The organism is Pseudomonas costantinii, assembly GCF_001870435.1.
Taxonomy (GTDB): Bacteria; Pseudomonadota; Gammaproteobacteria; order Pseudomonadales; family Pseudomonadaceae; genus Aquipseudomonas; species Aquipseudomonas costantinii.
Map to the genome: position 1 here is coordinate 26,087 of NZ_MDDR01000038.1, position 19,219 is coordinate 45,305.

Consider the following 19,219-nt stretch of genomic DNA (forward strand, 5'->3'; position numbering starts at 1 on the left):
TCCCTTTCAAGGCAGTGCCGGTTCGTGGCGCAGTTTCTCGCCGGCGGGGTTGACCGCCTCACGCAGGAACCCGAAGCCGGTACGCCGGTCATGGCGAAACAGGGTATTGGTCACATACACGTCTTCGCGTATGCCCACCACCTCGACCACTTCGCTGACGCAGCGGCGGCCATCCGGCAGCCGGGTCAGTTGAATCACCACATCCAGGGCCGCGCAGATCATTTGCCGCAGGGTCTTTTCGGCCACCACCCGACCGGTCAAACCCACCAGGGTTTCCAGGCGCAGCAGAGCATCCATGGCGTTGTTGGCGTGCACGGTACTCATGGAGCCATCGTGACCGGTGTTCATCGCGGTCAGTACGTCGAGCACCTCCACGCCACGGATCTCGCCGAGAATAATACGGTCGGGGCGCATCCGCAGGGCGTTGCGGATCAGGTCGCTGGCCTTGACTTCACCGTGGCCTTCGGCGTTCGGCGGTCGGGTTTCCAGGCGCACCACGTGGGGGTGGCCCAGTTGCAATTCGGCCACGTCTTCGATGGTGACGAGACGTTCATGGGGGTTGATCAATTGGCTGAGGATGTTCAGCAGTGTAGTTTTACCGGTGCCGGTCCCCCCGCTGATGAGGATGTTGCAGCGCTTGCCCACCGCCACCTGAAAGAAATCGAAGATGTTCTGGTCGATGGTTTGCATGGCCACCAGATCGCTGCTCTTGAGCATGTCCTTGCGAAACTTTCGGATCGACAAGCACGGCCCGTCCAGGGCAATCGGCGGGATGATCGCGTTGACCCGGCTGCCATCGGGCAAGCGCGCATCGACCATCGGTGACGACTCGTCCAGGCGCCGACCCAAGGGTGCAAGGATGCGTTGCATGACGCGCTCTACGTGGTGGGAGTCGATAAAGCGCAGGTCACTTTGGTGCAGCAAACCGTCACGTTCGATAAACACCCGGTGCGGGCCATTGACCAGGATTTCAGTGACGGAAGGGTCGCGTAGCAGCACTTCCAACGGGCCGAAACCGGTCAGCTCGTCGACGATTTCTTCGGCCAGGCGCTCCATCTCGTAGCGGGAAATCGCCAGGTGCATGCGGTTGATGTATTCGGCCACCTTGTCGATGACAAATTGCGTCAACAATTGGCGCGAACCTTCCAGCAGATTTTTCCCCGACTCCTCAATGGCATCGATGATGTAGCGATGCAGCACCAGCTTCAGGCCATCGTGGTCGGTGTTACCACCGATACCGCGAGCGGGCGCGCCGAAGAGTTTCTCGCCGTTCATTTACCCGTTCCCAGCAAACGTTCCAACCAGCGGGTAGCCGGTTTTTGGCCAGTTTCCGAGCGTTTTGCCAGGCGCTCGCCGAGGCTTTTCAGACCGAGTGTCAGGCTTTCTCGCGGGACCAGGGCGAATAGGGTTTGCCCCTGGTTTTTCGCGTTCAGGCGTACCTCCGGGCTTAACGGCAACACGGCGATCACCTCCAGGCCAAAGCTTTTGCCCAAGGCTTCGGCGTCGGGCGCGCAGCCTTTGATATAGCGATCGACCAAGAGCTTGGCGTGCTCCAGCTTCATGCCTTTTTCGCGCCACTGGTTCAGCACGGCGAGGTTGCGGCGGCAGTCCAGCACGCTCTGATCGGTACACCACAACAGCTTGTCGCAGTGGCTGACAAAGGTGCGCAAGGCTTCGCTGTCCGGCTGGCCGGACAGGTTCACCACAATGTGCTGGAAGTGCTGGCGCAACGCGCTGAGCAGCATGTAAAGCTCGGCGGCGCTGGTCAGCTCCAGGGGCTCATCATTGGGCGCGTAGGCGAGGATGCGCAGGCCATCTTCCGTCGAGGTAAAGGCGCTGTTGATCAAGGTGGTGTCCAACCGCCTGAGGTGGCGCAACGCATCGCCGAAATTGAACGAACTTTCCAGCCCCAGCAGCGCCAGGCTGTCCCCTCGGGGCAGACCCAGGTCCAGCAGCAGGGTTTGCTGGCCGCTATTTTGTACCACCAGCGCCAGGTGGCTAGACAACAGCGCGCCGTCGGCATTGCTTTGGGTGCCGTACAGCACGGTAAGGCCGCCCAGTTGGGTGTTAGTGGTCACGGGAGGCATGCGTTTGCTCAGGCGGCGCACCAGCCCCGCCACTTCACTGGAGCGTGAACCGTAGGCGACAAAATCCCGTGCGCCGGCACGCATGGCATTCAGTACCAACTGATTGTCCATGCCGTCCCCGAGGGCGACGATGGCCAGCATCGGCTTGGCTTCCAGCGCGCCTTCGATCAGCGCGCTTTGGGCGACCACATGCTCGCGGTCGAGGCCGATAAACACCAGGTTGGAGAAGGTCACGTCCACCAGGGCAAGCAATTCATCAAGGGTGCCGCTACCGGCGCTAACCACTTGACCAAGCGGCGCCAGCGCGCCCTGCAGCCATTCCAGGTCGGTGGTGTTACGGGTGATTGCCAGAAACGTCTGGCTCAGGCTATCGCTCATTGGGACAACCCGTTGAGCCGGTCAAAATTACCGTTTTCCAGGAAGTACAGGCGGTACCAGTTCGGGTCGTAATTGCGCAGCTTCTCACCCGGTAAGGATGGCAATTGGGCGTTGGCCGCCAACGGTTGCACCAGGTGCGGCGTGACGATCATCAGCAGCTCTTTGTCCTGGCGGTTAACCGAGGAGTCGCGAAAAAACGCACCCAGGATCGGGATGTCGCCCAAGCCGGGAAACTTGCTGATGCTGGTGGTATTCGTGCTGCTGATCAGGCCGCTGATCACGAAGCTTTCGCCGTCAGCCAGGGACACGCTGGTGTCGGTGCGGCGGACGGTCAGGGCCGGCACCGAGATATTTTGAATGACCACGGCATTGGTGTAGTCCAACTGGCTGACTTCCGGTGCCACTTTGAGGGAAATCCGGTTGTGGTCGATCACGGTGGGGGTCAGGGTCAGGCGAATCCCGAATTCTTTGTACTCGATCGAGATGTTGTTACTGCCACTGCTGGGCACCGGGATCGGTATCTCGCCACCGGCGAGGAAGGTCGCGCTTTGCCCGCTCATGGCCACCAGGCTTGGGCGGGCGAGGGTGTAGGCAAAGCCACTGCTTTCCAGGGCGTTGATCATCGCTGAGACTCGGCCACCCCCAAATCCTATATTGAAGTTGTCAGTACTCACCGGCAGTTTGAAGGTACTGGGTGTGGGGGAGACCAGGTTGGGACTGCCGAGAAAAAAGTTGTTACCGATGCCCAGAATCTTGGTGCTGGCCTCCTTGAGCTTAGTGCGGCTGACCTCGACAAAACGGATGTCGGTCTGCACTTGGCTGGGCAGCGAGGGGTCGTCCGACGGCGACAAAGACAAGCTGGTCAGTGCCGAGGTGGCCTTGCCCTTGACGAACACCATGCTCTGGCGTGGCGTGTTGGAGCACGCAGTCCAGACCATCAGGCTGGTGGTGCCGGGGGCAACGCCGGTCAACAGAAACCCTCGGTCGCCATTAAGGTGGACATCGGCGACTTTCGGGTCGCCAATCGCCAGGCGCGTGATGGCGACCGGTGACTGCAGTTCCTGTTGCATGCCCTCGCCTACCGAGAGGGCGGCGGGCAATTGGCCCAGGCTGCCGCAGTTGCCTGGGGAGGCCAGGGCCAGGCCCACAGACAGGTTCGACAGCATCAGGGCGCAGGCGATTTTCAGCGTGAACACTGGTGCGAAACGTCGGCTCATGCAAAGCATCCTTGTTCAGTCGGGCGTTTGTTGGGTTGCTTGATTGCCGCGTATCACCTCGACGCCGGAACGGCGTGGGCCGCTCAGGGCCAGTTTTTTCGGTGCTTGGGCGAAGGCTAGTTGAGTGAATTGGTAGAGGTCGCGGTTGGCGCTTTGCAACTTGTCCGGTGCATCGTTTTCGCCCGCCCAGTAGTGGCTCAGCAAACGTTCATCGGCGCTGCGCACGGCCAGGCGCAAAGTGCCGGCCTGGGTGGCCAACATCAGCCGGCTCAGCAAAGGTTCGGGCACAGCCAGCACCACGGTGCGAGCGGGTGCACGGCGTTGGGCTTTTTCTTCAGCGGTTGCCGGTGGCAGCGAGGCGGGCGTGCCGTCGTTGCTCAGGCCCATTTGGTCACCGATGCTGAGTACCCGCATGGCGGGGACCACGACTTGTGCCGATTGCTCGAGGTTGGCGGCGTCTTGGCGCAGGTACAGCAGCACATCCACGTAGTCGCCTGGACTCAACTGGCCGCCAGCGCCAATCACTTCATCAATGGCGACGGCCAGGGCGCGTTCATCCGGACGGATCATGCGGGCCAACGGGCCACCCGAGGTGAAACTTTCTTCATTTAGCCAGGTGCCGGCGCGCAAGGCCCTCCACGGCGTACGGCCGATGGCTTGGTCAACATTGGTCATGCTGCCAGCCGGCGCCGTGCGCAGTTTTTCTACAGTGAGGTCAGCGGTGGTCAGGGCAACAAAGGGCGGCACATCGTGAGCCAGTACGACTACCGGTTGGCGGGTTTGGTCTTCCACCACGGCAATGGTCTTTTCGACAGGAGCGGCCTGTGGCGGCGGAGGCGGTGCTGGAGCAGGCTCCCGGCTGAGGACCAACCCCCAATAACCGGCAAATAACGCACCGACCAAGAGCACACCGGCCAGTATCATGCTGAGACGAGTGTTCATGACGGCTCTCCTTTTCCTGTTGCACCACACAGCCCGTGTATCCGAACGGACTCATTTCGCAACTTGGCTGCTATGAACAGTGACTAACTATTTCGCTATTTGAAGGTAGTTCAGCTAGGACAAAATGCCATTACTGACAGAAAGATTTCTTACAAATACGAAAGGATCCTTTGAAAACACGGATTTAAGGCGCCAATAAAACGCTTACTACTTTGTGATTAATCCATTCTTACAGTTGTGAGGGTGAGGTTTGTTGACAATGCTCCAGTGGCACATCGCAATTACTGTGCAGCACTGTGATAGGGCGCCGAGTCGCCAAAGGAGAGTCTTATGTTCCTTGATCTTTTGATGAAGCTTAACGTTCAACTCCAGCTGCTTTTTAATCGCAAAGATGGCGCGACGGCGATTGAATACCTGATTCTCGTGGCGATTGTGGCGTTGATCATACTGGCCGCCGGGACTACGCTGTCACCACAGATCACTGCTCTGTTTACAAAAATCACAAACGCCATTTAGTGACCTTCACAGCACCTTATGAGCACACTCGTCAGTGACTGGTCACGTTAGGAGTTGCTCATGAATGCTGCTTCACCTCTTCGCCAACAGATCCTGTTGGTGGACGACGAAGAAGATGCCCTCGTTGAACTGGCTGAGTCGCTGGAGAACGAGGGTTTCGTCTGTTTCACCGCCACCTCCGTCACTGCCGCTTTACAGGAACTGACCCTGAATCCCGATATCGCTTTGGTCATCACTGACCTGCGCATGCCTGAGGAAAGTGGTATCTCCCTGATCAAGCGCCTGCGTGAACACACCGATCGCCAACACTTGCCGGTGATTGTGATGTCGGGGCATGCCGAGATGGATGACGTCAGCGATATGCTGCGCTTGCAGGTGCTGGATCTGTTTCGCAAGCCCATCTACCTGGTGCGGCTGATCGATACCCTCGACAGCCTTTTCCCCCTGAGAAAATCTTCGCTGTAGGCGCGGGCTTCTTGTGGTGAGCGGGGTTACCCCGCTCGCCACACATCCCCCGTCCTCTCATTCAGAGTTGGTAGCTGAAACTCAACGTATACCGCGGCCGCCGGTTGAAACTGTCCAGGGCGATATCCGACATCGGCTTAGCTGCCTCCAGAGCAATGTTGTAGTACTTGTTATCACCGAAGCGCAGGCCCACAGCGGCCGATGACATGTCGTTACCTTTGACCGGCAGCTCGTTGAACCAGGTCTTGGCGCGGTCGAGCACGACGTAGGGTTGCAGGATCTTCACCCAGTCACCGGCGCGGTTGAAGCTGTAGTTGACCTCATATGCCACGCCCCAGCCCTTGTCGCCCGAGGCCTGATCATCGGGGTAGCCCCGACCGAAGTTTTGCCCGCCGAAAGTAGCGCGCTCGCTGTCGGGCAGGGTGTTATCACTCCAGTAGAACGCCCCCGACGCCACCCCTTGCCAGTTATCGAAGAACTTGTCGCTTTGCACACCAGAGAGACGCAGGCGGAAGAAGTCCAAGTCCGGCTTTATCCCCGCCAGGTCGCTGCGGGTGCTGGCGCCCAGGCTGTTGATGCCCTGGTACAAACCGGCGCTGAGGATGCGCAATTGTCGCGTGTCGGATTTGCGCCAGTCGCCCTCGAAGGCCAGCGCGCGCAGGTTGGTTTCGATGTCGAAGCGCTGCGGGTAGCCCACCAGTTGATAGCGTGTGGTTTGATCCACTGCATACAGGCGCGTGCCCAGGGTCAAGGACTCGGTGGGCGAGGCAATCAGCGGGTGGCTCAGGCCAATCGTGTAGCGATCAATCGACTGGTGCGGCTTGAGTTCAAAACCGCCATCGAGTTGTACATTGGTCTTGGGGTCGGCGCGATAACGTTCGGCGCCGAACGCCAACTGGCTGCCCTCGGCATTGATGAACTGGCTGTAGCCCACGCGGTAGTAGTGCTCTTTGTCGTCGCCTGGCGGGAACAGGCCGCTGACGTTGAGCTGCTCACCCATGGATGTCTGGGAGTTGCTGGTGGCGGTGAGCAACGCTTGCGTGCCACTGCGGTTGTTGTCGACCAGGCTCATGCTGGTGGTGAACGGCTTGCGGCTGGCCTGGATCACCATGTGCGTGGCGCCATCGGTAGTGCCCGGCGGGGGCACTTGCGCTTGCAGGGTCACTCCGGGGATACGACTCATGAGGGTGGTATAGCGTTCGAAGGTCTTGCGCGTCAGCGGGCGTTCGGCCAGGAGTTTGTTGGCAAGCTTGTCGACGTAGGCCGACACCGAGCCGATGTCGCCGCTTTGTTGGTAATCCTTGATGTAACCCTCCACCAACACCACGCGAACCAGGCCGTTTTCGAAATTTTGTTGCGGCAGGAATGCGTAGGACAACAGATAGCCGTCCTCTTGGTAGCGACGGGTGATGCTGCGAGTGGCTTCGATCAATTGTGCGAGGTTGGTCTCATGACCAATCAACGGCGCGTAGGCCTTGGCCGTCTCGGTGAGTGGGTAGATCGTGCCGCCGTCGATCTGCAACTTGCGGATGGTGACCTTGGTGTCCATCAACAAGGGTTGGCCTTGGGTGGGCGACGCCTCCGGCACTTGGGTCTGTGGTGTGACAGGTCGATAGGCGTCGGCGGGGAGGTTAGGCACCGGCAGGTTGCGGATGGTGTCGTTGCTGTTAAGGAAGCTGGGAAGGGTTTCGGCCTGGACGTAGGCACTGAGGGTAAGCAATAACAACGGCGTCAACACGCGCATAGGACACTCCATGGTCAAACTGCAGCAGCGTTTCGGGCCCGCCGCGTTCTGGGACGCGGTTCGGGAAAGCCAAGCATCGTTCTTTAAAACAAGCCCCATAAAAAAGACGAGAGACTTATAGGGTCTCTCGTCTCAACCAAGCGTAGGCGCTGTAGGGGAGGCCGTCTATTCGGCCAGGTGCAATTCTATTTTTTGCCGGTCAGTCCACCCAACAAACCTCCAAGGCCGCCACTGGTGCCAGTGCTTGTGCTGCCACCGGTCGAGGCGCCGCCTATGTTCAGGCCGCCGAGCAGGCCGCCACCGCTGCTGGTACCGCCAGTCACCAGCCCACCCACCGAGGCCACGGTACCGCCGACTGCCGTTACGGTGGTGCCCAGGGTGTTGGTGATCGGGTTGGCGTTGGCTGCGGTCAGGTTAGTACCCAGGCCACTGACAGCACCGCCGACTTGAGCCACCAGACCGTTGACTGGAGCGCCAAGACCCGTGGTGTTACCGATGTTTTGAGTCAGGCTGGCGACACCGGACGTCACAGGGTTCAGGGCTGCGCCGACATTAGTGGCCAGGCCTGCGACCGGAGACGTGGCGGCGGTGTTGGTGATGCCATTGCCGCCGATGATGGTGCCGAGGGAGGCGACAGTGCCGCCCAGTGCGCCACCGGTTACACCGGCTGCACTGACAGTGCCGTTGGTGTTGCCGGCATTCAGGCCGTTACCCACGTTGGCAATCAGGCCACCCAGCAGTTCCGGCAGGCCGGAAGCTGAGCCGCCACCGGCGGGTGCGACATAGCCACCGGATTTGTCGAGCACGCCGCCGACGCCAGTCAGTACACCGCCTACGGCCGTGGTGACAGGGTTGCCTGTACCGCCCGCACTGGCGACTTGAGTGCCCAGGCCTGTCACGGTGGAGCCGACTTTATCCAGCAGGCCATTGACTGGGCTGCCCAGGCCGGTGGCCGTGCCGAGGTTGCCGACGGTGTTTTCCACCAGGGACACCACAGGCACGAGGACTTTGCCTCCGACAGTATTTGTCAGCGAGCCCAGTGGGCCAGTTGTACTGGCGGTACTAAGGGTATCGCCGAGCATGGTCACGGCTTGGCCGACCTTATCAACCAGGCCTCCCGCTGCGCCGCCGACACCACCGGTCAAACCACCTACGACTGGAATACCACCCAGCGTGGTTCCCAGGGATTGACCCACATCCGAAACGCCGGTGCCCAAATCAGCGACGCCATTGCCTACGCCAGCGACGGTTATGCCCAGGGAGTTGCTGTTAGTGCCCAGGGAGCCAAGGCCCGTGGTAACGCCGGTACCGATGCTGGTCACGGCGTTGCCGGTGGCAGTGACCAGACCGCCAGCTGTCACACCGACAATGGGAACGCCGGTCAAGGCCGAGCCGAGATCACCGACCGCCGAGCCTACATTACCCACAGTGCCGCCCACGGCGCCGACAATTTGGCCCGTGACCAGAGGGGTTGTCGAACCTGTGCCGCCGCCAGTACCACCACCTGTTCCACCGCCGGTGCCACCGCCAGTACCGCCACCTGTTCCACCACCAGTGCCACCGCCAGTACCGCCACCTGTTCCACCACCGGTGCCACCGCCAGTACCGCCACCTGTTCCACCGCCAGTGCCACCGCCAGTGCCACCACCAGTACCACCACCGGTGCCACCGCCTGAACCACTACCGGTTCCGGCCCCGGAATCAGGAGAAGACGCCGCAACGCTGGTGTGGTGTCCGCCACCACCGCTGCTGCAGCCGCCGAGGCTCATCGCCATGATCAGGGCCAGCGCGGTACTTGTTTTCCACAGCACTACTTGAGTTTGAGTTTTCATGATTGAGTTCCCTTGCACCTGTACAACCTGGGTTGTTTTCAAACACTCGTTATTTCTAGGGATAACGATGCGTTTGTCCGTGTGGCTATAACAGGCCAGGGCACTCTTTCATGCAATGCTCAACTTGGTATTAACGATTTATATACTGACGAGGCTTAAGTGCTTGGTGACTAATCCTAAAGGTGTAGTTGGTGGGTTGTGTGTGGGGTTTATGTGTTTAAAATCAGTGTATTAAGTAAAGTAGATAGCTTGATAAGTATCGCTATAACTTAAGGTGTATATATACAATTAAGCCGTGTTTTTCAGGCGATGGGCTGCCACTTGCCTATCATGTGTTCAATGTTGTTCGTTCCGTTTAACAGTAATTCACCGCGGGGGCCGGGAGCGCTGGTTAGTAAGGTGACTTCACTGGGTAGGCGTACCGGCTTATTAAATTCGACGAGTATTTCAACGTTGGCGACAGGCAGGTGTTCGCCCAACGCCGCGAGGGCGTGCGCCTTGTTCCACAACCCATGAGCGATGGCCTGGGGAAAACCGAATAACTTGGCGGTCAGTGCGCTCAGATGGATCGGGTTGTAATCGCCAGACACTCGGGCATAGCGCCGGCCGATGTCGGCGGGGGCTTTCCAGCGGGTCAGTTCGCTGACCCGCGTGGGGCTGGGTAAGGTGCCATCCGCCGACTCGCCTTCGAGCTTCACGCCTCGGCAGAGCATGCGGCTCTCGGCTTCCCACAGCAGGCCGAGGGAGTCCTCGATGCGGGTCACCACTTCAAAGGTTGCACCCTTGGCGTGCGGCTTCAGGTTTTGCGTGTGCACAGTGACAGTCAGATCACTCACGGAACCCAGTGGTCGATGGATACGTATGCAGTTGCGCAGGTGAATCAGCCCCAGGAGTGGGAACGGAAAGTTTTTGGCGGTCAGCAGTTGCATCTGTAGGCCAAACGCAAGGATGTGTGGATAAGTCGCCGGTAGAAACGGGCTGTCGGCAAAGCCACAGACTTTGCGATAGGCCGCCACGTCCTTGGGATTGACGCTCACTCGGCAGCGCAACCCTTGCTCTGGCAATGTACTGCCGGTGATCTTGCGTTTGAGCGCCGCGCGCCAATACAGCGGCGGTAAAAACGGCGTGCTGCCTAAGGTCTGCCAATCCATGCTTACGCTCCCAGTAAACTTTGCCCACATACCCGTAGTGCCTGACCGCTGACTGCACCGGAGCCCGGTTGACCGAGCCAGGCCACCGCTTCAGCGACGTCTTGCGGCAGGCCGCCCTGGCCCAACGAACTCATGCGCCTCCCGGCTTCGCGCAGAGCGAAGGGGATATGCGCAGTCATCTGGGTTTCGATAAAACCAGGCGCCACGGCATTGATGCTGATGCCGCGTTCTTTGAGCAGCGGTGCCCAAGCCTGGGCCAAGCCGATCAAGCCCGCCTTACTCGCGGCATAGTTGGTTTGCCCGCGATTGCCGGCAATGCCGCTGATCGATGCCAGTAGCACCACGCGAGCGTTGTCGTGCAGTGTGCCGCTGTCGAGCAGGGCCTTGGTCAGCACTTGTGGTGCATTGAGGTTGACCGCCAGCACCGCATCCCAATATTCCGGGGTCATATTGGCCAGCGTCTTGTCGCGTGTGATACCTGCGTTGTGCACCAGAATGTCGAGGCCGTCCGGCAGATGTTCAACCAATTGGCTGGCAGCGTCCTCGGCGCAGATATCCAGCACAACAGTGCGCGCACCCAAGCGTGCAGCCAGGGCTTCGAGGTCGGCTTTGGCCTGGGGCACATCGAGCACGATCACGTCGGCGCCGTCGCGCGCCAGGGTTTCGGCGATGGACGCACCAATGCCACGGGCGGCGCCGGTGACCAGCGCTTTGCGCCCGGCCAGGGGGCGAGTCCAATCCTCGACGGGCGTGGCGCAGGCTGCCAGGCGAATGACCTGACCCGAGATATAGGCACTTTTGGGCGACAGGAAAAACCGTAGCGCGCCTTCCAATTGGTCCTCGGCGCCTTCGCCCACATACAGCAGTTGCAACACACCACCGCTGCGCAATTCCTTGGCCAGGGAGCGACTGAAACCCTCCAGGGCTCGCTGGGCGCTGGCGGCGAATGGATCGCTGAGACTTTCTGGTGCACGACCAAGAATCACCAGATGCGCACTGCTATCCAGGTTTTTCAGCAGCGGTTGGAAGAATTCGCGCAGTTGCTTGAGCTGGTCGGTGTGCTGCAATTCGCTGGCGTCGAACACCACCGCCTTGAGTTTTGGGCTGTGCCCAGGAATCCATGCGGTCAGGGTCAACGGTTCAGGGCCGTAGCGGTAAATGGCGTCGGTAAGTTTGTTGGCAAACACCGCTACCTTGGCTGCCAGCGCCCCTCCGCCTAGTAGCAACGCCCCTTCCACCGGGCGCAGGCGCCCGGCTTGCCAGCGTTCCAAGCGTACCGGCGACGGCAGGCCAATGGCGGCGACCAAGCGATGGCCGAGGCTTGAGTTGGCGAAGTCGATATAACGGTCAGACATGGAACGCTCTCCAAAGGCTGGGGTTCAAAAGGTTGACCACCCCGGGGCGGTAGTCGTTCGATCAGCCTAGGCTAGGCTTGATGATTCCACCCACATCCATCAGGGAGCTTTCCATGACTCAATTGCGCCGTGTAGCGATCATTGGCGGTAACCGCATTCCTTTCGCCCGTTCCAATGGCCCGTATGCCACGGCGAGCAACCAGGACATGTTGACCGCTGCCCTGGAGGGCTTGATCGAACGCTATAACCTGCACGGCCTGCGTCTGGGCGAAGTGGCCGCTGGCGCGGTACTCAAGCATTCCCGCGACTTCAATCTCACACGTGAATGTGTGCTGGGCTCGCGTCTGTCGCCGCAAACCCCGGCCTATGACATTCAACAGGCCTGTGGCACCGGGCTTGAGGCGGCGTTGCTGGTGGCTAACAAGATCGCCCTGGGCCAGATTGAGTGCGGCATTGCGGGCGGGGTGGATACTACGTCCGACGCGCCGATCGGCGTGAACGAGGGGCTGCGCAAGATCCTGCTGCAAGCCAACCGCAGCCAATCCATGGCGGATAAATTAAAACTCCTGTTACAACTTCGTCCGCATCACCTCAAGCCGGAGCTGCCGCGCAACGGCGAACCGCGTACCGGATTGTCCATGGGCCAACACTGCGAATTGATGGCGCAGACCTGGCAGATTCCCCGCGCCGAACAGGACCAGCTTGCACTGGAAAGTCACCAGAAAATGGCTGCGTCCTACGCTGAAGGCTGGCACAACGATTTGCTCACGCCGTTTCTCGGCCTCACCCGTGACAACAACCTGCGCCCCGACCTGACCCTGGAAAAACTCGCCAGCCTCAAGCCGGTGTTTGAGCGCAGCGAAAAGGGCACACTCACCGCAGGCAACTCTACGCCACTCACCGACGGTGCATCGTTGGTGCTGCTGGGCAGTGAGGCCTGGGCCAAAGAGCGCGGCTTGCCGATCCTCGCGTACTTGCGTGATGGTGAGGCGGCGGCGGTGGACTTCGTCAACGGCGCCGAAGGCCTGTTGATGGCCCCGGTGTATGCCGTGCCTCGTTTGCTGGCGAGGAATGGCCTGACATTGCAGGACTTTGATTACTACGAAATCCACGAGGCATTCGCTGCCCAGGTTTTGTGCACGCTCAAGGCCTGGGAAGATGCCGACTACTGCAAGACGCGCCTGGGGTTGGACGCGCCACTGGGCTCCATCGACCGCAGCCGGCTCAATGTCAAAGGTAGCTCTCTGGCAGCAGGGCATCCGTTTGCTGCTACTGGTGGGCGCATCGTCGCCAACCTGGCCAAGCTGTTGGACGCCGCCGGTAGGGGGCGTGGGCTGATTTCGATTTGCGCCGCCGGAGGCCAGGGTGTGACGGCGATTATCGAACGCTGATAAAGCATGAAATTGGCATATCTGATGCATTCTTCGGTGGTCAGAGGTCGGTAGCCCCTCCCACCGGCGAGCCGATTGCCGTATAACGAGTGCCACACGCGTGTTTGGTAATACAGGACCCACAATAAAAGCTGATGAAGACTCCTAAACGCATTGAACCCCTGATCGAAGACGGTCTGGTCGACGAAGTGCTGCGCCCACTCATGAGTGGTAAAGAAGCAGCTGTTTATGTGGTGCGCTGCGGCAATGAATTGCGTTGCGCCAAGGTTTACAAGGAGGCAAACAAACGAAGTTTTCGTCAGGCGTCCGAATACCAGGAAGGCCGTAAGGTCCGTAATAGCCGTCAGGCCCGCGCCATGGCCAAGGGCTCCAAGTTCGGTAAGAAAGAAACCGAAGATGCCTGGCAGAACGCTGAAGTGGCGGCGCTGTTCCGCCTGGCCGGTGCGGGCGTTCGCGTGCCCCAGCCGTTCGACTTCCTTGAAGGCGTGCTGTTGATGGAACTGGTGGCCGACGAGTACGGCGACGCAGCGCCGCGTCTGAACGACGTGACGCTGGAGCCGGACCAGGCGCGCGAATACCACGCCTTCCTGATTTCCCAAATCGTGCTGATGCTGTGTACCGGCCTGGTGCACGGTGACTTGTCCGAGTTCAACGTACTGCTTACGCCAACCGGCCCGGTGATCATCGACCTGCCCCAGGCGGTGGATGCGGCGGGCAACAACCATGCGTTCAGCATGCTGGAGCGGGACGTGGGCAACATGGCTTCCTACTTCGGGCGCTTTGCCCCGGAGTTGAAGAAGACCAAGTACGCCAAGGAAATGTGGGCGTTGTACGAAGCCGGCACCTTGCACCCGGCCAGCGTCTTGACCGGCGAGTTCGACGAGCCGGAAGAGCTGGCGGACGTGGGCGGTGTAATCCGCGAGATCGAAGCGGCGCGGCTGGATGAAGAGCGTCGCCAGGCGATTCGTGCGGCGGATGACGCGCCACCGAGCAAGGTGTCCGACGAGCCACCGCCACCGCCTTGGATGCAGTGATCTCCCGGAAAATGATCGTTCCCACGCTCCGCGTGGGAATGTAGCCAGGGACGCTCCGCGTCTCAAGAGCGTCCAGTGAGGCGTTCCTACGCGGAGCGTAGGAACGATCTCAGGCGCAGCAGTTGCCCGATGCCAACTCCTTGAGAATCGGACAATCCGGCCGATGATCGCCCTGGCAGTGCTCCACAAGGTCCTGCAACGTATCGCGCAGTTGTCCCAGCTCGCGAATCTTCTGGTTCAACTCCTCAATATGCTGGCGCGCCAAGGCTTTCACGTCCGCGCTGGCCCGTTGCCGGTCTTGCCACAGGGTCAGCAGCTTGCCGACCTCTTCCAATGAAAACCCCAGATCCCGCGAGCGCTTGATAAACGCCAGCGTGTGCAAGTCGTCAGGACCATACACGCGGTAGCCGCTGTCGGTACGGTGGGCCGCTTTCAGCAGGCCGATGGATTCGTAGTAGCGAATCATCTTCGCGCTCAACCCGCTGGAGCGGGCAGCTTGGCCGATGTTCATGGGCGTTGATCCTCCAAGTCCTTGGGTTTCCAGGTTTTCAACAGCAAGGCATTGCTCACGACGCTGACGCTGGATAACGCCATGGCCGCGCCTGCGAGTACCGGGTTGAGCAGGCCGAACGCTGCGAGTGGAATGCCGATCAAGTTATACACAAAGGCCCAGAACAGGTTCTGGCGAATTTTTGCATAGGTCTTGCGACTGATCTCCAGCGCGGCCGGCACCAGGCGTGGGTCGCCGCGCATCAGGGTGATACCGGCCGCGTGCATCGCCACGTCGGTGCCGCCGCCCATGGCGATGCCGATATCGGCCGCCGCCAGCGCCGGGGCATCGTTGATACCATCGCCGACCATGGCCACCACGCCGGTTTTTTTCAGCTCGGCGACGGTGGCGGCTTTGTCGGCGGGCAGCACTTCGGCGTGTACATCGTCGATGCCCAAGGCTTGGGCGACTACGCGAGCGCTGCCTCGGTTGTCGCCGGTGAGCAAGTGACTACTGATGTGCTTGGCCCTGAGTTGTTCTACGGCCTCCAGCGCGCCAGGTTTGAGCGTATCGCCAAACGCGAACAGCCCAAGCACGCGGGGTCGTGCGCCTTGTTCGATCAGCCAGGACAATGTGCGGCCTTCGGCTTCCCAGTCTTTGGCGGAGCTGGCCAGGTCACCCGCGTTCAAACCGCTTTCTTCCAGCAGACGGCGGTTGCCCAAGGCCAGTGGCCGACCCTCGAGTGTGCCTGCAATACCGCGCCCGGTCAGGGATTGGCTGGCGCTCACATCGGCCACGTTCAAGCCTCGCTCGCGGCAGGCATCCAGTACGGCCTTGGCCAACGGGTGTTCGCTGCCGCGTTGCAGCGCGCCGGCTTGTTGCAGTAGCAGGGCTTCATTGCCGTCCACCGCCGCCAAGTGGGCGATTTTGGGTGCGCCGGACGTCAGGGTACCGGTCTTATCGAAGACTACGGCGCTCACTTCATGGGCGCGCTCCAGGGCTTCGGCGTCCTTGATCAGAATGCCGTGGCGCGCAGCAACGCCGGTGCCGGCCATGATCGCGGTTGGTGTGGCCAGGCCCAGGGCGCACGGGCAGGCGATCACTAATACGGCGACTGCGTTGATGATCGCAGTCTCCAGCGATGCGCCGTAGAACCACCAACCGACCAGCGTGATCAAGGCCAGCACCAGCACGGCCGGTACAAATACCTGGCTGACTTTATCCACCAGTTTCTGGATGGGCGCCTTGGCGGCCTGTGCGTCTTCCACCAGGCGAATGATTCGCGCGAGTACACTTTCAGCGCCGAGGGCCAGGGTGCGCACCAGCAGACGGCCTTCGCCGTTGATGGCGCCGCCGGTGACGATGTCGCCCGGTTGTTTCGGCACCGGCAGGCTTTCGCCACTGATCAATGCCTCGTCGGCATGGCTTTGGCCGACCACCACTTCACCGTCCACCGGGAAGCGCTCGCCGGGTTTAACCAGCACCAGGTCATTGAGCTTCAACGTGCTGATGGCGACGTCTTCTTCGCGACCTTCAACTACGCGGATCGCGCGCTCCGGGCGCAAGGCCTCCAGGGCGCGGATGGCGCTGGCGGTCTGGCGTTTGGCGCGGCTTTCCAGGTACTTACCGAGCAGCACCAAGGCGATCACCACCGCCGACGCTTCGAAGTACAGATGGGGCATGGTGCCCGCTGGCGCGGTAAGCCATTCATAGATGCTCAGGCCGTAACCGGCGCTGGTGCCAATGGCCACCAGCAAATCCATATTGCCGGCGCCTGCGCGCACGGCTTTCCATGCGGCTATATAGAAACGCGCACCCAGGATGAATTGCACCGGCGTGGCCAGGGCGAACTGCACCCAGGCGGGAAGCATCCAGTGCAGGCCGAAGGGTTCCACCAGCATCGGCAGCACCAATGGCAACGCCAGCAGAATAGCCAGCAGCAAGGCCCAACGCTCGCGATGCAGGCGCTGGGCTTGATTGGCTTGGGTGGTGGTTTCACTTTGGGGCAGGGTGGCGGTGTAGCCCGCTTTGTCGACGGCGGCGATCAATACGCCGGGGTCCATCTGGCCCAGCACTTCGACATGGGCGCGCTCGTTGGCCAGGTTGACGCTGACGCTTTGCACTCCCGGCACTTTGCCCAGCGCGCGCTCGACACGGCCGGCACAGCTGGCGCAGGTCATGCCGCTGATGGGCAGGTCAAACGTGGTCGATCCATTCATGGGGCAGTCCTCCAAGAGAAGTTGCCCCTAGGATCAACCTTGACCTGTGGGGAAGGTCAAGCGCCGATTGTTCCCACGCTCTGCGTGGGAATACACCCCGTGACGCTCTGCGTCACCCTTGCGCTGAGGTGTCGGGACGCGGAGCGTCCTATGAGGCATTCCCACGTAGAGCGTGGGAACGATCCTTCAGGAAATCAGTATTCCAATGCGGCGGGTTTCAGGTACATGCCGTCCGGGCCTTGGGCAATGCGCAGCTTGCGCACATCACCGGCTTTCAGCGTGATGTTCTGCGCCGGCGGCGCGAGCATGCCCGGCAGGCAGCCTGGCGACTGGCCCGGCAGCAGCTTGAGGCGCAATGACACATTGCCAGCAGGCAAGTTGAACGAGGTGGCCTGTTCCTGGAACAGGCGCCCGGCCAACTGGTCCTGAATGTAGAGGCCAATCTCGCAATTGGTCGGCACTTCCAGGCGTTCCCGGGAAATGATCAGCACCGCATAGTCCTGATCGGCGCTGACCTGGGGCGCAACAGCAGACAAGCTCATCAGGCCGACAAGGGCAAAAAACGACCAGCGCATGGCGAATGCTCCGTGGTTCATATCTAAGATGGATGAAGCTTGGCCGAGGCGGCTGCCGAATACCAGCCCGGCCGATATTTTCAGAACTTGACCTTGCCATCATGGCAAGGTCGACACTGCACTCACCCTCATTAAAGGAGTCATGTCATGCAAGTATTCAGCGTTGAAGGAATGACCTGCGGCCATTGCGTTCGGGCGGTGACCCAGGCGGTGCAAAGCCAAGACCCGGCGGCGAGTGTGAAGGTCGACCTGGCGGCAAAAGAAGTGGGCGTTGAAAGCCGTCTGTCTGCCGATCAGGTCATCAGCCTGATCACCGAAGAAGGCTACAGCGCCAAGCTCGCGTAATATTTCCGATAGTTAGCGAGCTAACGTAATGTTCATGGCACCCAAGCGCGGCTAGACTGTCGGGCTGCCGACTCACTTGGGTGTCTGATGAACCTCCGCATAATTTTGATTCTGGGCGCCTTGAGCGCCTTCGCGCCGTTGGCGATCGACTTTTACTTGCCGGGCTTTCCGGCAATGGCCACAGCGTTTGCCACCGACGAAAAACATATCCAACTGACCCTGGCGGTGTATTTCGGCGGCTTGGCCATCGGCCAATTGATCTATGGCCCGCTGGCGGACCGCTTTGGTCGGCGCGGCCCGCTGCTCAGTGGCGTGACCCTGTTTACCTTGGCGTCTTTCGCGTGTGCCTATGCGCCGTCCCTGGAATGGCTGATCGGCGCGCGTTTCGTGCAGGCCCTCGGCGGTTGTGCGGGCATGGTGATTTCCCGTGCAGTGGTCAGCGACAAGTGTGATGCCGTGGGTTCGGCGAAGGTGTATTCGCAACTGATGTTGGTAACGGGCCTGGCACCCATCCTCGCGCCGTTGGCGGGCGGTGTGATGGTCGGGATATGGGGCTGGCAGTCGATCTTCCTGGCCTTGTCGATCTTCAGCGTGATGGCGGCCATCGCCGTGGCGCTCGGGTTGCCGGAGACCTTGCCGGCCAATCAACCACGTCAGCCGCTGTCCGGGTCGCTACGCCGGTATGTCAGCCTGTTGTCAGACCGGGTCTATCTCGGTTACGCCCTCACGGGTGGCATCTCGATAGCCGGGATGTTTGCCTACATCGCGGGTTCACCCTTCGTCTTTATCAAACTGTATGGCGTGCCCGCAGAGCATTACGGCTGGGTGTTCGGCTCCAACGCCGCCGGCTTTATTCTGATGGCACAAGTGAATGCGCGATTGCTGTCTAAACGTGGCCCGGCGTTTTTGCTGTCGCGCACGGTATGGCTTTACATGCTGGCCGCGTTGACGCTGCTGGGCATCACCGCCTTGCACACCGATGCCCTATGGCCGTTGCTGGTGCCGTTGTTTATCTGCATCGCAAGCCTGGGCTGCATTTTGCCCAACACCTCGGCCTGCGCCATGAGCGGGCAGGGCGCACGGGCCGGCAGCGCGTCGGCGTTGCTCGGTTGCATTCAGTTTGGTGTGGCGGCGGGTGCCGCGTCGCTGGTTGGCGTGTTGCACGATGGCACGGCAATGCCGATGGCGATGGTCATCAGCTTGTGCGGTGTATTGGCGGTGACGGTGGCCGTATCGACCCAGCGCCTGCAACGGGCGAGAGCCGCGCAGGCGCAGGTCTGAAGTGCGGATCAGCCAGCGGCGGAGCGTTGCTGGCTGAGGGGAATGCGGTGGGGCGCCTGAATACGCGCTTGCAGGGTGTCGGCAAAGGCGCGGGCCTCGGCTTCGTTGCGGAAGGTGAAAGCGTCGCCGTCGAGACTGACCTGCCATTTGTGGCCTGGGGATTTTGCTAACGCTTTTATCAGGATCTTCATTGCTGA

18 protein-coding genes are annotated in these 19,219 nt (G+C 60.7%); 6 read left to right on the forward strand and 12 right to left on the reverse strand.

What is annotated here, in order from left to right; all coding sequences use genetic code 11:
• Positions 1-6: 6 nt before the first annotated feature.
• From BFL40_RS23560 to cpaB, 4 genes are read right to left on the reverse strand one after another with little or no spacing between them, the layout of a single operon-like run.
• Positions 7-1,275 (reverse strand): TadA family conjugal transfer-associated ATPase, encoded by a 1,269-nt coding sequence (locus tag BFL40_RS23560; RefSeq protein WP_071486185.1) that lies wholly within the window; start codon positions 1,273-1,275, stop codon positions 7-9.
• Positions 1,272-2,465, reverse strand: a complete 1,194-nt coding sequence (locus BFL40_RS23565) for a CpaE/TadZ family protein (RefSeq protein WP_071486186.1) — start codon at positions 2,463-2,465, stop codon at positions 1,272-1,274. Before BFL40_RS23565 ends, BFL40_RS23560 begins: the two co-directional genes overlap by 4 nt.
• Positions 2,462-3,682 carry a type II and III secretion system protein family protein gene (locus BFL40_RS23570; RefSeq protein ID WP_071486187.1) on the reverse strand — a complete coding sequence of 407 codons (1,221 nt, stop codon included), beginning with the start codon at positions 3,680-3,682 and terminating at the stop codon, positions 2,462-2,464. The genes BFL40_RS23565 and BFL40_RS23570 overlap by 4 nt, the downstream gene beginning before the upstream one ends.
• A gap of 15 nt (positions 3,683-3,697) precedes the next feature.
• On the reverse strand, positions 3,698-4,624 hold the full coding sequence (gene cpaB, locus BFL40_RS23575; RefSeq protein ID WP_071486188.1) for a Flp pilus assembly protein CpaB: 927 nt from the start codon (positions 4,622-4,624) through the stop codon (positions 3,698-3,700).
• 330 nt (positions 4,625-4,954) lie between these two features.
• Between cpaB and BFL40_RS23580 the strand changes: the two genes are divergently transcribed.
• Together BFL40_RS23580 and BFL40_RS23585 are read left to right on the forward strand one after the other, a co-directional pair.
• Positions 4,955-5,140 carry a Flp family type IVb pilin gene (locus BFL40_RS23580; RefSeq protein ID WP_071486189.1) on the forward strand — a complete coding sequence of 62 codons (186 nt, stop codon included), beginning with the start codon at positions 4,955-4,957 and terminating at the stop codon, positions 5,138-5,140.
• 60 nt (positions 5,141-5,200) lie between these two features.
• Positions 5,201-5,605, forward strand: coding sequence for a response regulator (locus tag BFL40_RS23585; RefSeq protein WP_071486190.1), 405 nt, complete (start codon positions 5,201-5,203; stop codon positions 5,603-5,605).
• A gap of 61 nt (positions 5,606-5,666) precedes the next feature.
• On the opposite strand, the gene BFL40_RS23590 is transcribed toward BFL40_RS23585, so the two are convergent.
• The 4 genes from BFL40_RS23590 to BFL40_RS23610 all read right to left on the reverse strand — a co-directional run bounded on the left by BFL40_RS23590 (position 5,667) and on the right by BFL40_RS23610 (position 11,687).
• The gene (locus BFL40_RS23590; protein ID WP_071486191.1) at positions 5,667-7,349 is read right to left on the reverse strand and encodes a ShlB/FhaC/HecB family hemolysin secretion/activation protein; all 1,683 of its coding nucleotides are present in this window, start codon (positions 7,347-7,349) and stop codon (positions 5,667-5,669) included.
• A gap of 185 nt (positions 7,350-7,534) precedes the next feature.
• Positions 7,535-9,181, reverse strand: coding sequence for a collagen-like triple helix repeat-containing protein (locus tag BFL40_RS23595; protein WP_218176714.1), 1,647 nt, complete (start codon positions 9,179-9,181; stop codon positions 7,535-7,537).
• Between the two features lie 302 nt (positions 9,182-9,483).
• Positions 9,484-10,332, reverse strand: a complete 849-nt coding sequence (locus tag BFL40_RS23605; protein WP_071486194.1) for a MaoC family dehydratase — start codon at positions 10,330-10,332, stop codon at positions 9,484-9,486.
• A 2-nt stretch (positions 10,333-10,334) separates the two neighbouring features.
• The gene (locus BFL40_RS23610; RefSeq protein WP_071486195.1) at positions 10,335-11,687 is read right to left on the reverse strand and encodes a 3-oxoacyl-ACP reductase; all 1,353 of its coding nucleotides are present in this window, start codon (positions 11,685-11,687) and stop codon (positions 10,335-10,337) included.
• A gap of 113 nt (positions 11,688-11,800) precedes the next feature.
• On the opposite strand from BFL40_RS23610, the gene BFL40_RS23615 reads away from it, so the two are divergent.
• Positions 11,801-13,078, forward strand: coding sequence for an acetyl-CoA C-acetyltransferase (locus BFL40_RS23615; protein ID WP_071486196.1), 1,278 nt, complete (start codon positions 11,801-11,803; stop codon positions 13,076-13,078).
• A 134-nt stretch (positions 13,079-13,212) separates the two neighbouring features.
• Positions 13,213-14,112: a PA4780 family RIO1-like protein kinase gene (locus tag BFL40_RS23620; protein WP_071486197.1), complete on the forward strand. Its 900-nt coding sequence runs from the start codon at positions 13,213-13,215 to the stop codon at positions 14,110-14,112.
• A gap of 109 nt (positions 14,113-14,221) precedes the next feature.
• Here BFL40_RS23620 and cueR read toward each other — a convergent pair whose 3' ends face one another.
• The 3 genes from cueR to BFL40_RS23635 all read right to left on the reverse strand — a co-directional run bounded on the left by cueR (position 14,222) and on the right by BFL40_RS23635 (position 17,396).
• Complete coding sequence (cueR, locus tag BFL40_RS23625) at positions 14,222-14,623, reverse strand: Cu(I)-responsive transcriptional regulator (RefSeq protein ID WP_071486198.1); 402 nt, start codon at positions 14,621-14,623, stop codon at positions 14,222-14,224.
• Positions 14,620-16,821 carry a heavy metal translocating P-type ATPase gene (locus BFL40_RS23630; protein WP_071486199.1) on the reverse strand — a complete coding sequence of 734 codons (2,202 nt, stop codon included), beginning with the start codon at positions 16,819-16,821 and terminating at the stop codon, positions 14,620-14,622. Before BFL40_RS23630 ends, cueR begins: the two co-directional genes overlap by 4 nt.
• A 194-nt stretch (positions 16,822-17,015) precedes the next feature.
• The gene (locus BFL40_RS23635; RefSeq protein WP_071486200.1) at positions 17,016-17,396 is read right to left on the reverse strand and encodes a hypothetical protein; all 381 of its coding nucleotides are present in this window, start codon (positions 17,394-17,396) and stop codon (positions 17,016-17,018) included.
• A 147-nt stretch (positions 17,397-17,543) separates the two neighbouring features.
• On the opposite strand from BFL40_RS23635, the gene BFL40_RS23640 reads away from it, so the two are divergent.
• Both BFL40_RS23640 and BFL40_RS23645 read left to right on the forward strand, forming a co-directional pair.
• Positions 17,544-17,741: a heavy-metal-associated domain-containing protein gene (locus BFL40_RS23640; RefSeq protein WP_071486201.1), complete on the forward strand. Its 198-nt coding sequence runs from the start codon at positions 17,544-17,546 to the stop codon at positions 17,739-17,741.
• Between the two features lie 87 nt (positions 17,742-17,828).
• Complete coding sequence (locus BFL40_RS23645) at positions 17,829-19,022, forward strand: multidrug effflux MFS transporter (protein WP_071486202.1); 1,194 nt, start codon at positions 17,829-17,831, stop codon at positions 19,020-19,022.
• A gap of 8 nt (positions 19,023-19,030) precedes the next feature.
• On the opposite strand, the gene BFL40_RS23650 is transcribed toward BFL40_RS23645, so the two are convergent.
• On the reverse strand, positions 19,031-19,213 hold the full coding sequence (locus BFL40_RS23650) for a hypothetical protein (protein ID WP_071486203.1): 183 nt from the start codon (positions 19,211-19,213) through the stop codon (positions 19,031-19,033).
• Between the last annotated feature and the right edge of the window lie 6 nt (positions 19,214-19,219).

Coding starts and splice junctions, on each gene's coding strand:
- cueR (WP_071486198.1), bottom strand. CDS start 14,623: ATGAACATCGGCCAAGCTGCCCGCTCCAGCGGGTTGAGCGCGAAGATG.
- BFL40_RS23605 (WP_071486194.1), bottom strand. CDS start 10,332: ATGGATTGGCAGACCTTAGGCAGCACGCCGTTTTTACCGCCGCTGTAT.
- cpaB (WP_071486188.1), bottom strand. CDS start 4,624: ATGAACACTCGTCTCAGCATGATACTGGCCGGTGTGCTCTTGGTCGGT.
- BFL40_RS23590 (WP_071486191.1), bottom strand. CDS start 7,349: ATGCGCGTGTTGACGCCGTTGTTATTGCTTACCCTCAGTGCCTACGTC.
- BFL40_RS23560 (WP_071486185.1), bottom strand. CDS start 1,275: ATGAACGGCGAGAAACTCTTCGGCGCGCCCGCTCGCGGTATCGGTGGT.
- BFL40_RS23595 (WP_218176714.1), bottom strand. CDS start 9,181: ATGAAAACTCAAACTCAAGTAGTGCTGTGGAAAACAAGTACCGCGCTG.
- BFL40_RS23630 (WP_071486199.1), bottom strand. CDS start 16,821: ATGAATGGATCGACCACGTTTGACCTGCCCATCAGCGGCATGACCTGC.
- BFL40_RS23610 (WP_071486195.1), bottom strand. CDS start 11,687: ATGTCTGACCGTTATATCGACTTCGCCAACTCAAGCCTCGGCCATCGC.
- BFL40_RS23645 (WP_071486202.1), top strand. CDS start 17,829: ATGAACCTCCGCATAATTTTGATTCTGGGCGCCTTGAGCGCCTTCGCG.
- BFL40_RS23635 (WP_071486200.1), bottom strand. CDS start 17,396: ATGCGCTGGTCGTTTTTTGCCCTTGTCGGCCTGATGAGCTTGTCTGCT.
- BFL40_RS23570 (WP_071486187.1), bottom strand. CDS start 3,682: ATGAGCCGACGTTTCGCACCAGTGTTCACGCTGAAAATCGCCTGCGCC.
- BFL40_RS23640 (WP_071486201.1), top strand. CDS start 17,544: ATGCAAGTATTCAGCGTTGAAGGAATGACCTGCGGCCATTGCGTTCGG.
- BFL40_RS23565 (WP_071486186.1), bottom strand. CDS start 2,465: ATGAGCGATAGCCTGAGCCAGACGTTTCTGGCAATCACCCGTAACACC.
- BFL40_RS23585 (WP_071486190.1), top strand. CDS start 5,201: ATGAATGCTGCTTCACCTCTTCGCCAACAGATCCTGTTGGTGGACGAC.
- BFL40_RS23615 (WP_071486196.1), top strand. CDS start 11,801: ATGACTCAATTGCGCCGTGTAGCGATCATTGGCGGTAACCGCATTCCT.
- BFL40_RS23580 (WP_071486189.1), top strand. CDS start 4,955: ATGTTCCTTGATCTTTTGATGAAGCTTAACGTTCAACTCCAGCTGCTT.
- BFL40_RS23620 (WP_071486197.1), top strand. CDS start 13,213: ATGAAGACTCCTAAACGCATTGAACCCCTGATCGAAGACGGTCTGGTC.
- BFL40_RS23650 (WP_071486203.1), bottom strand. CDS start 19,213: ATGAAGATCCTGATAAAAGCGTTAGCAAAATCCCCAGGCCACAAATGG.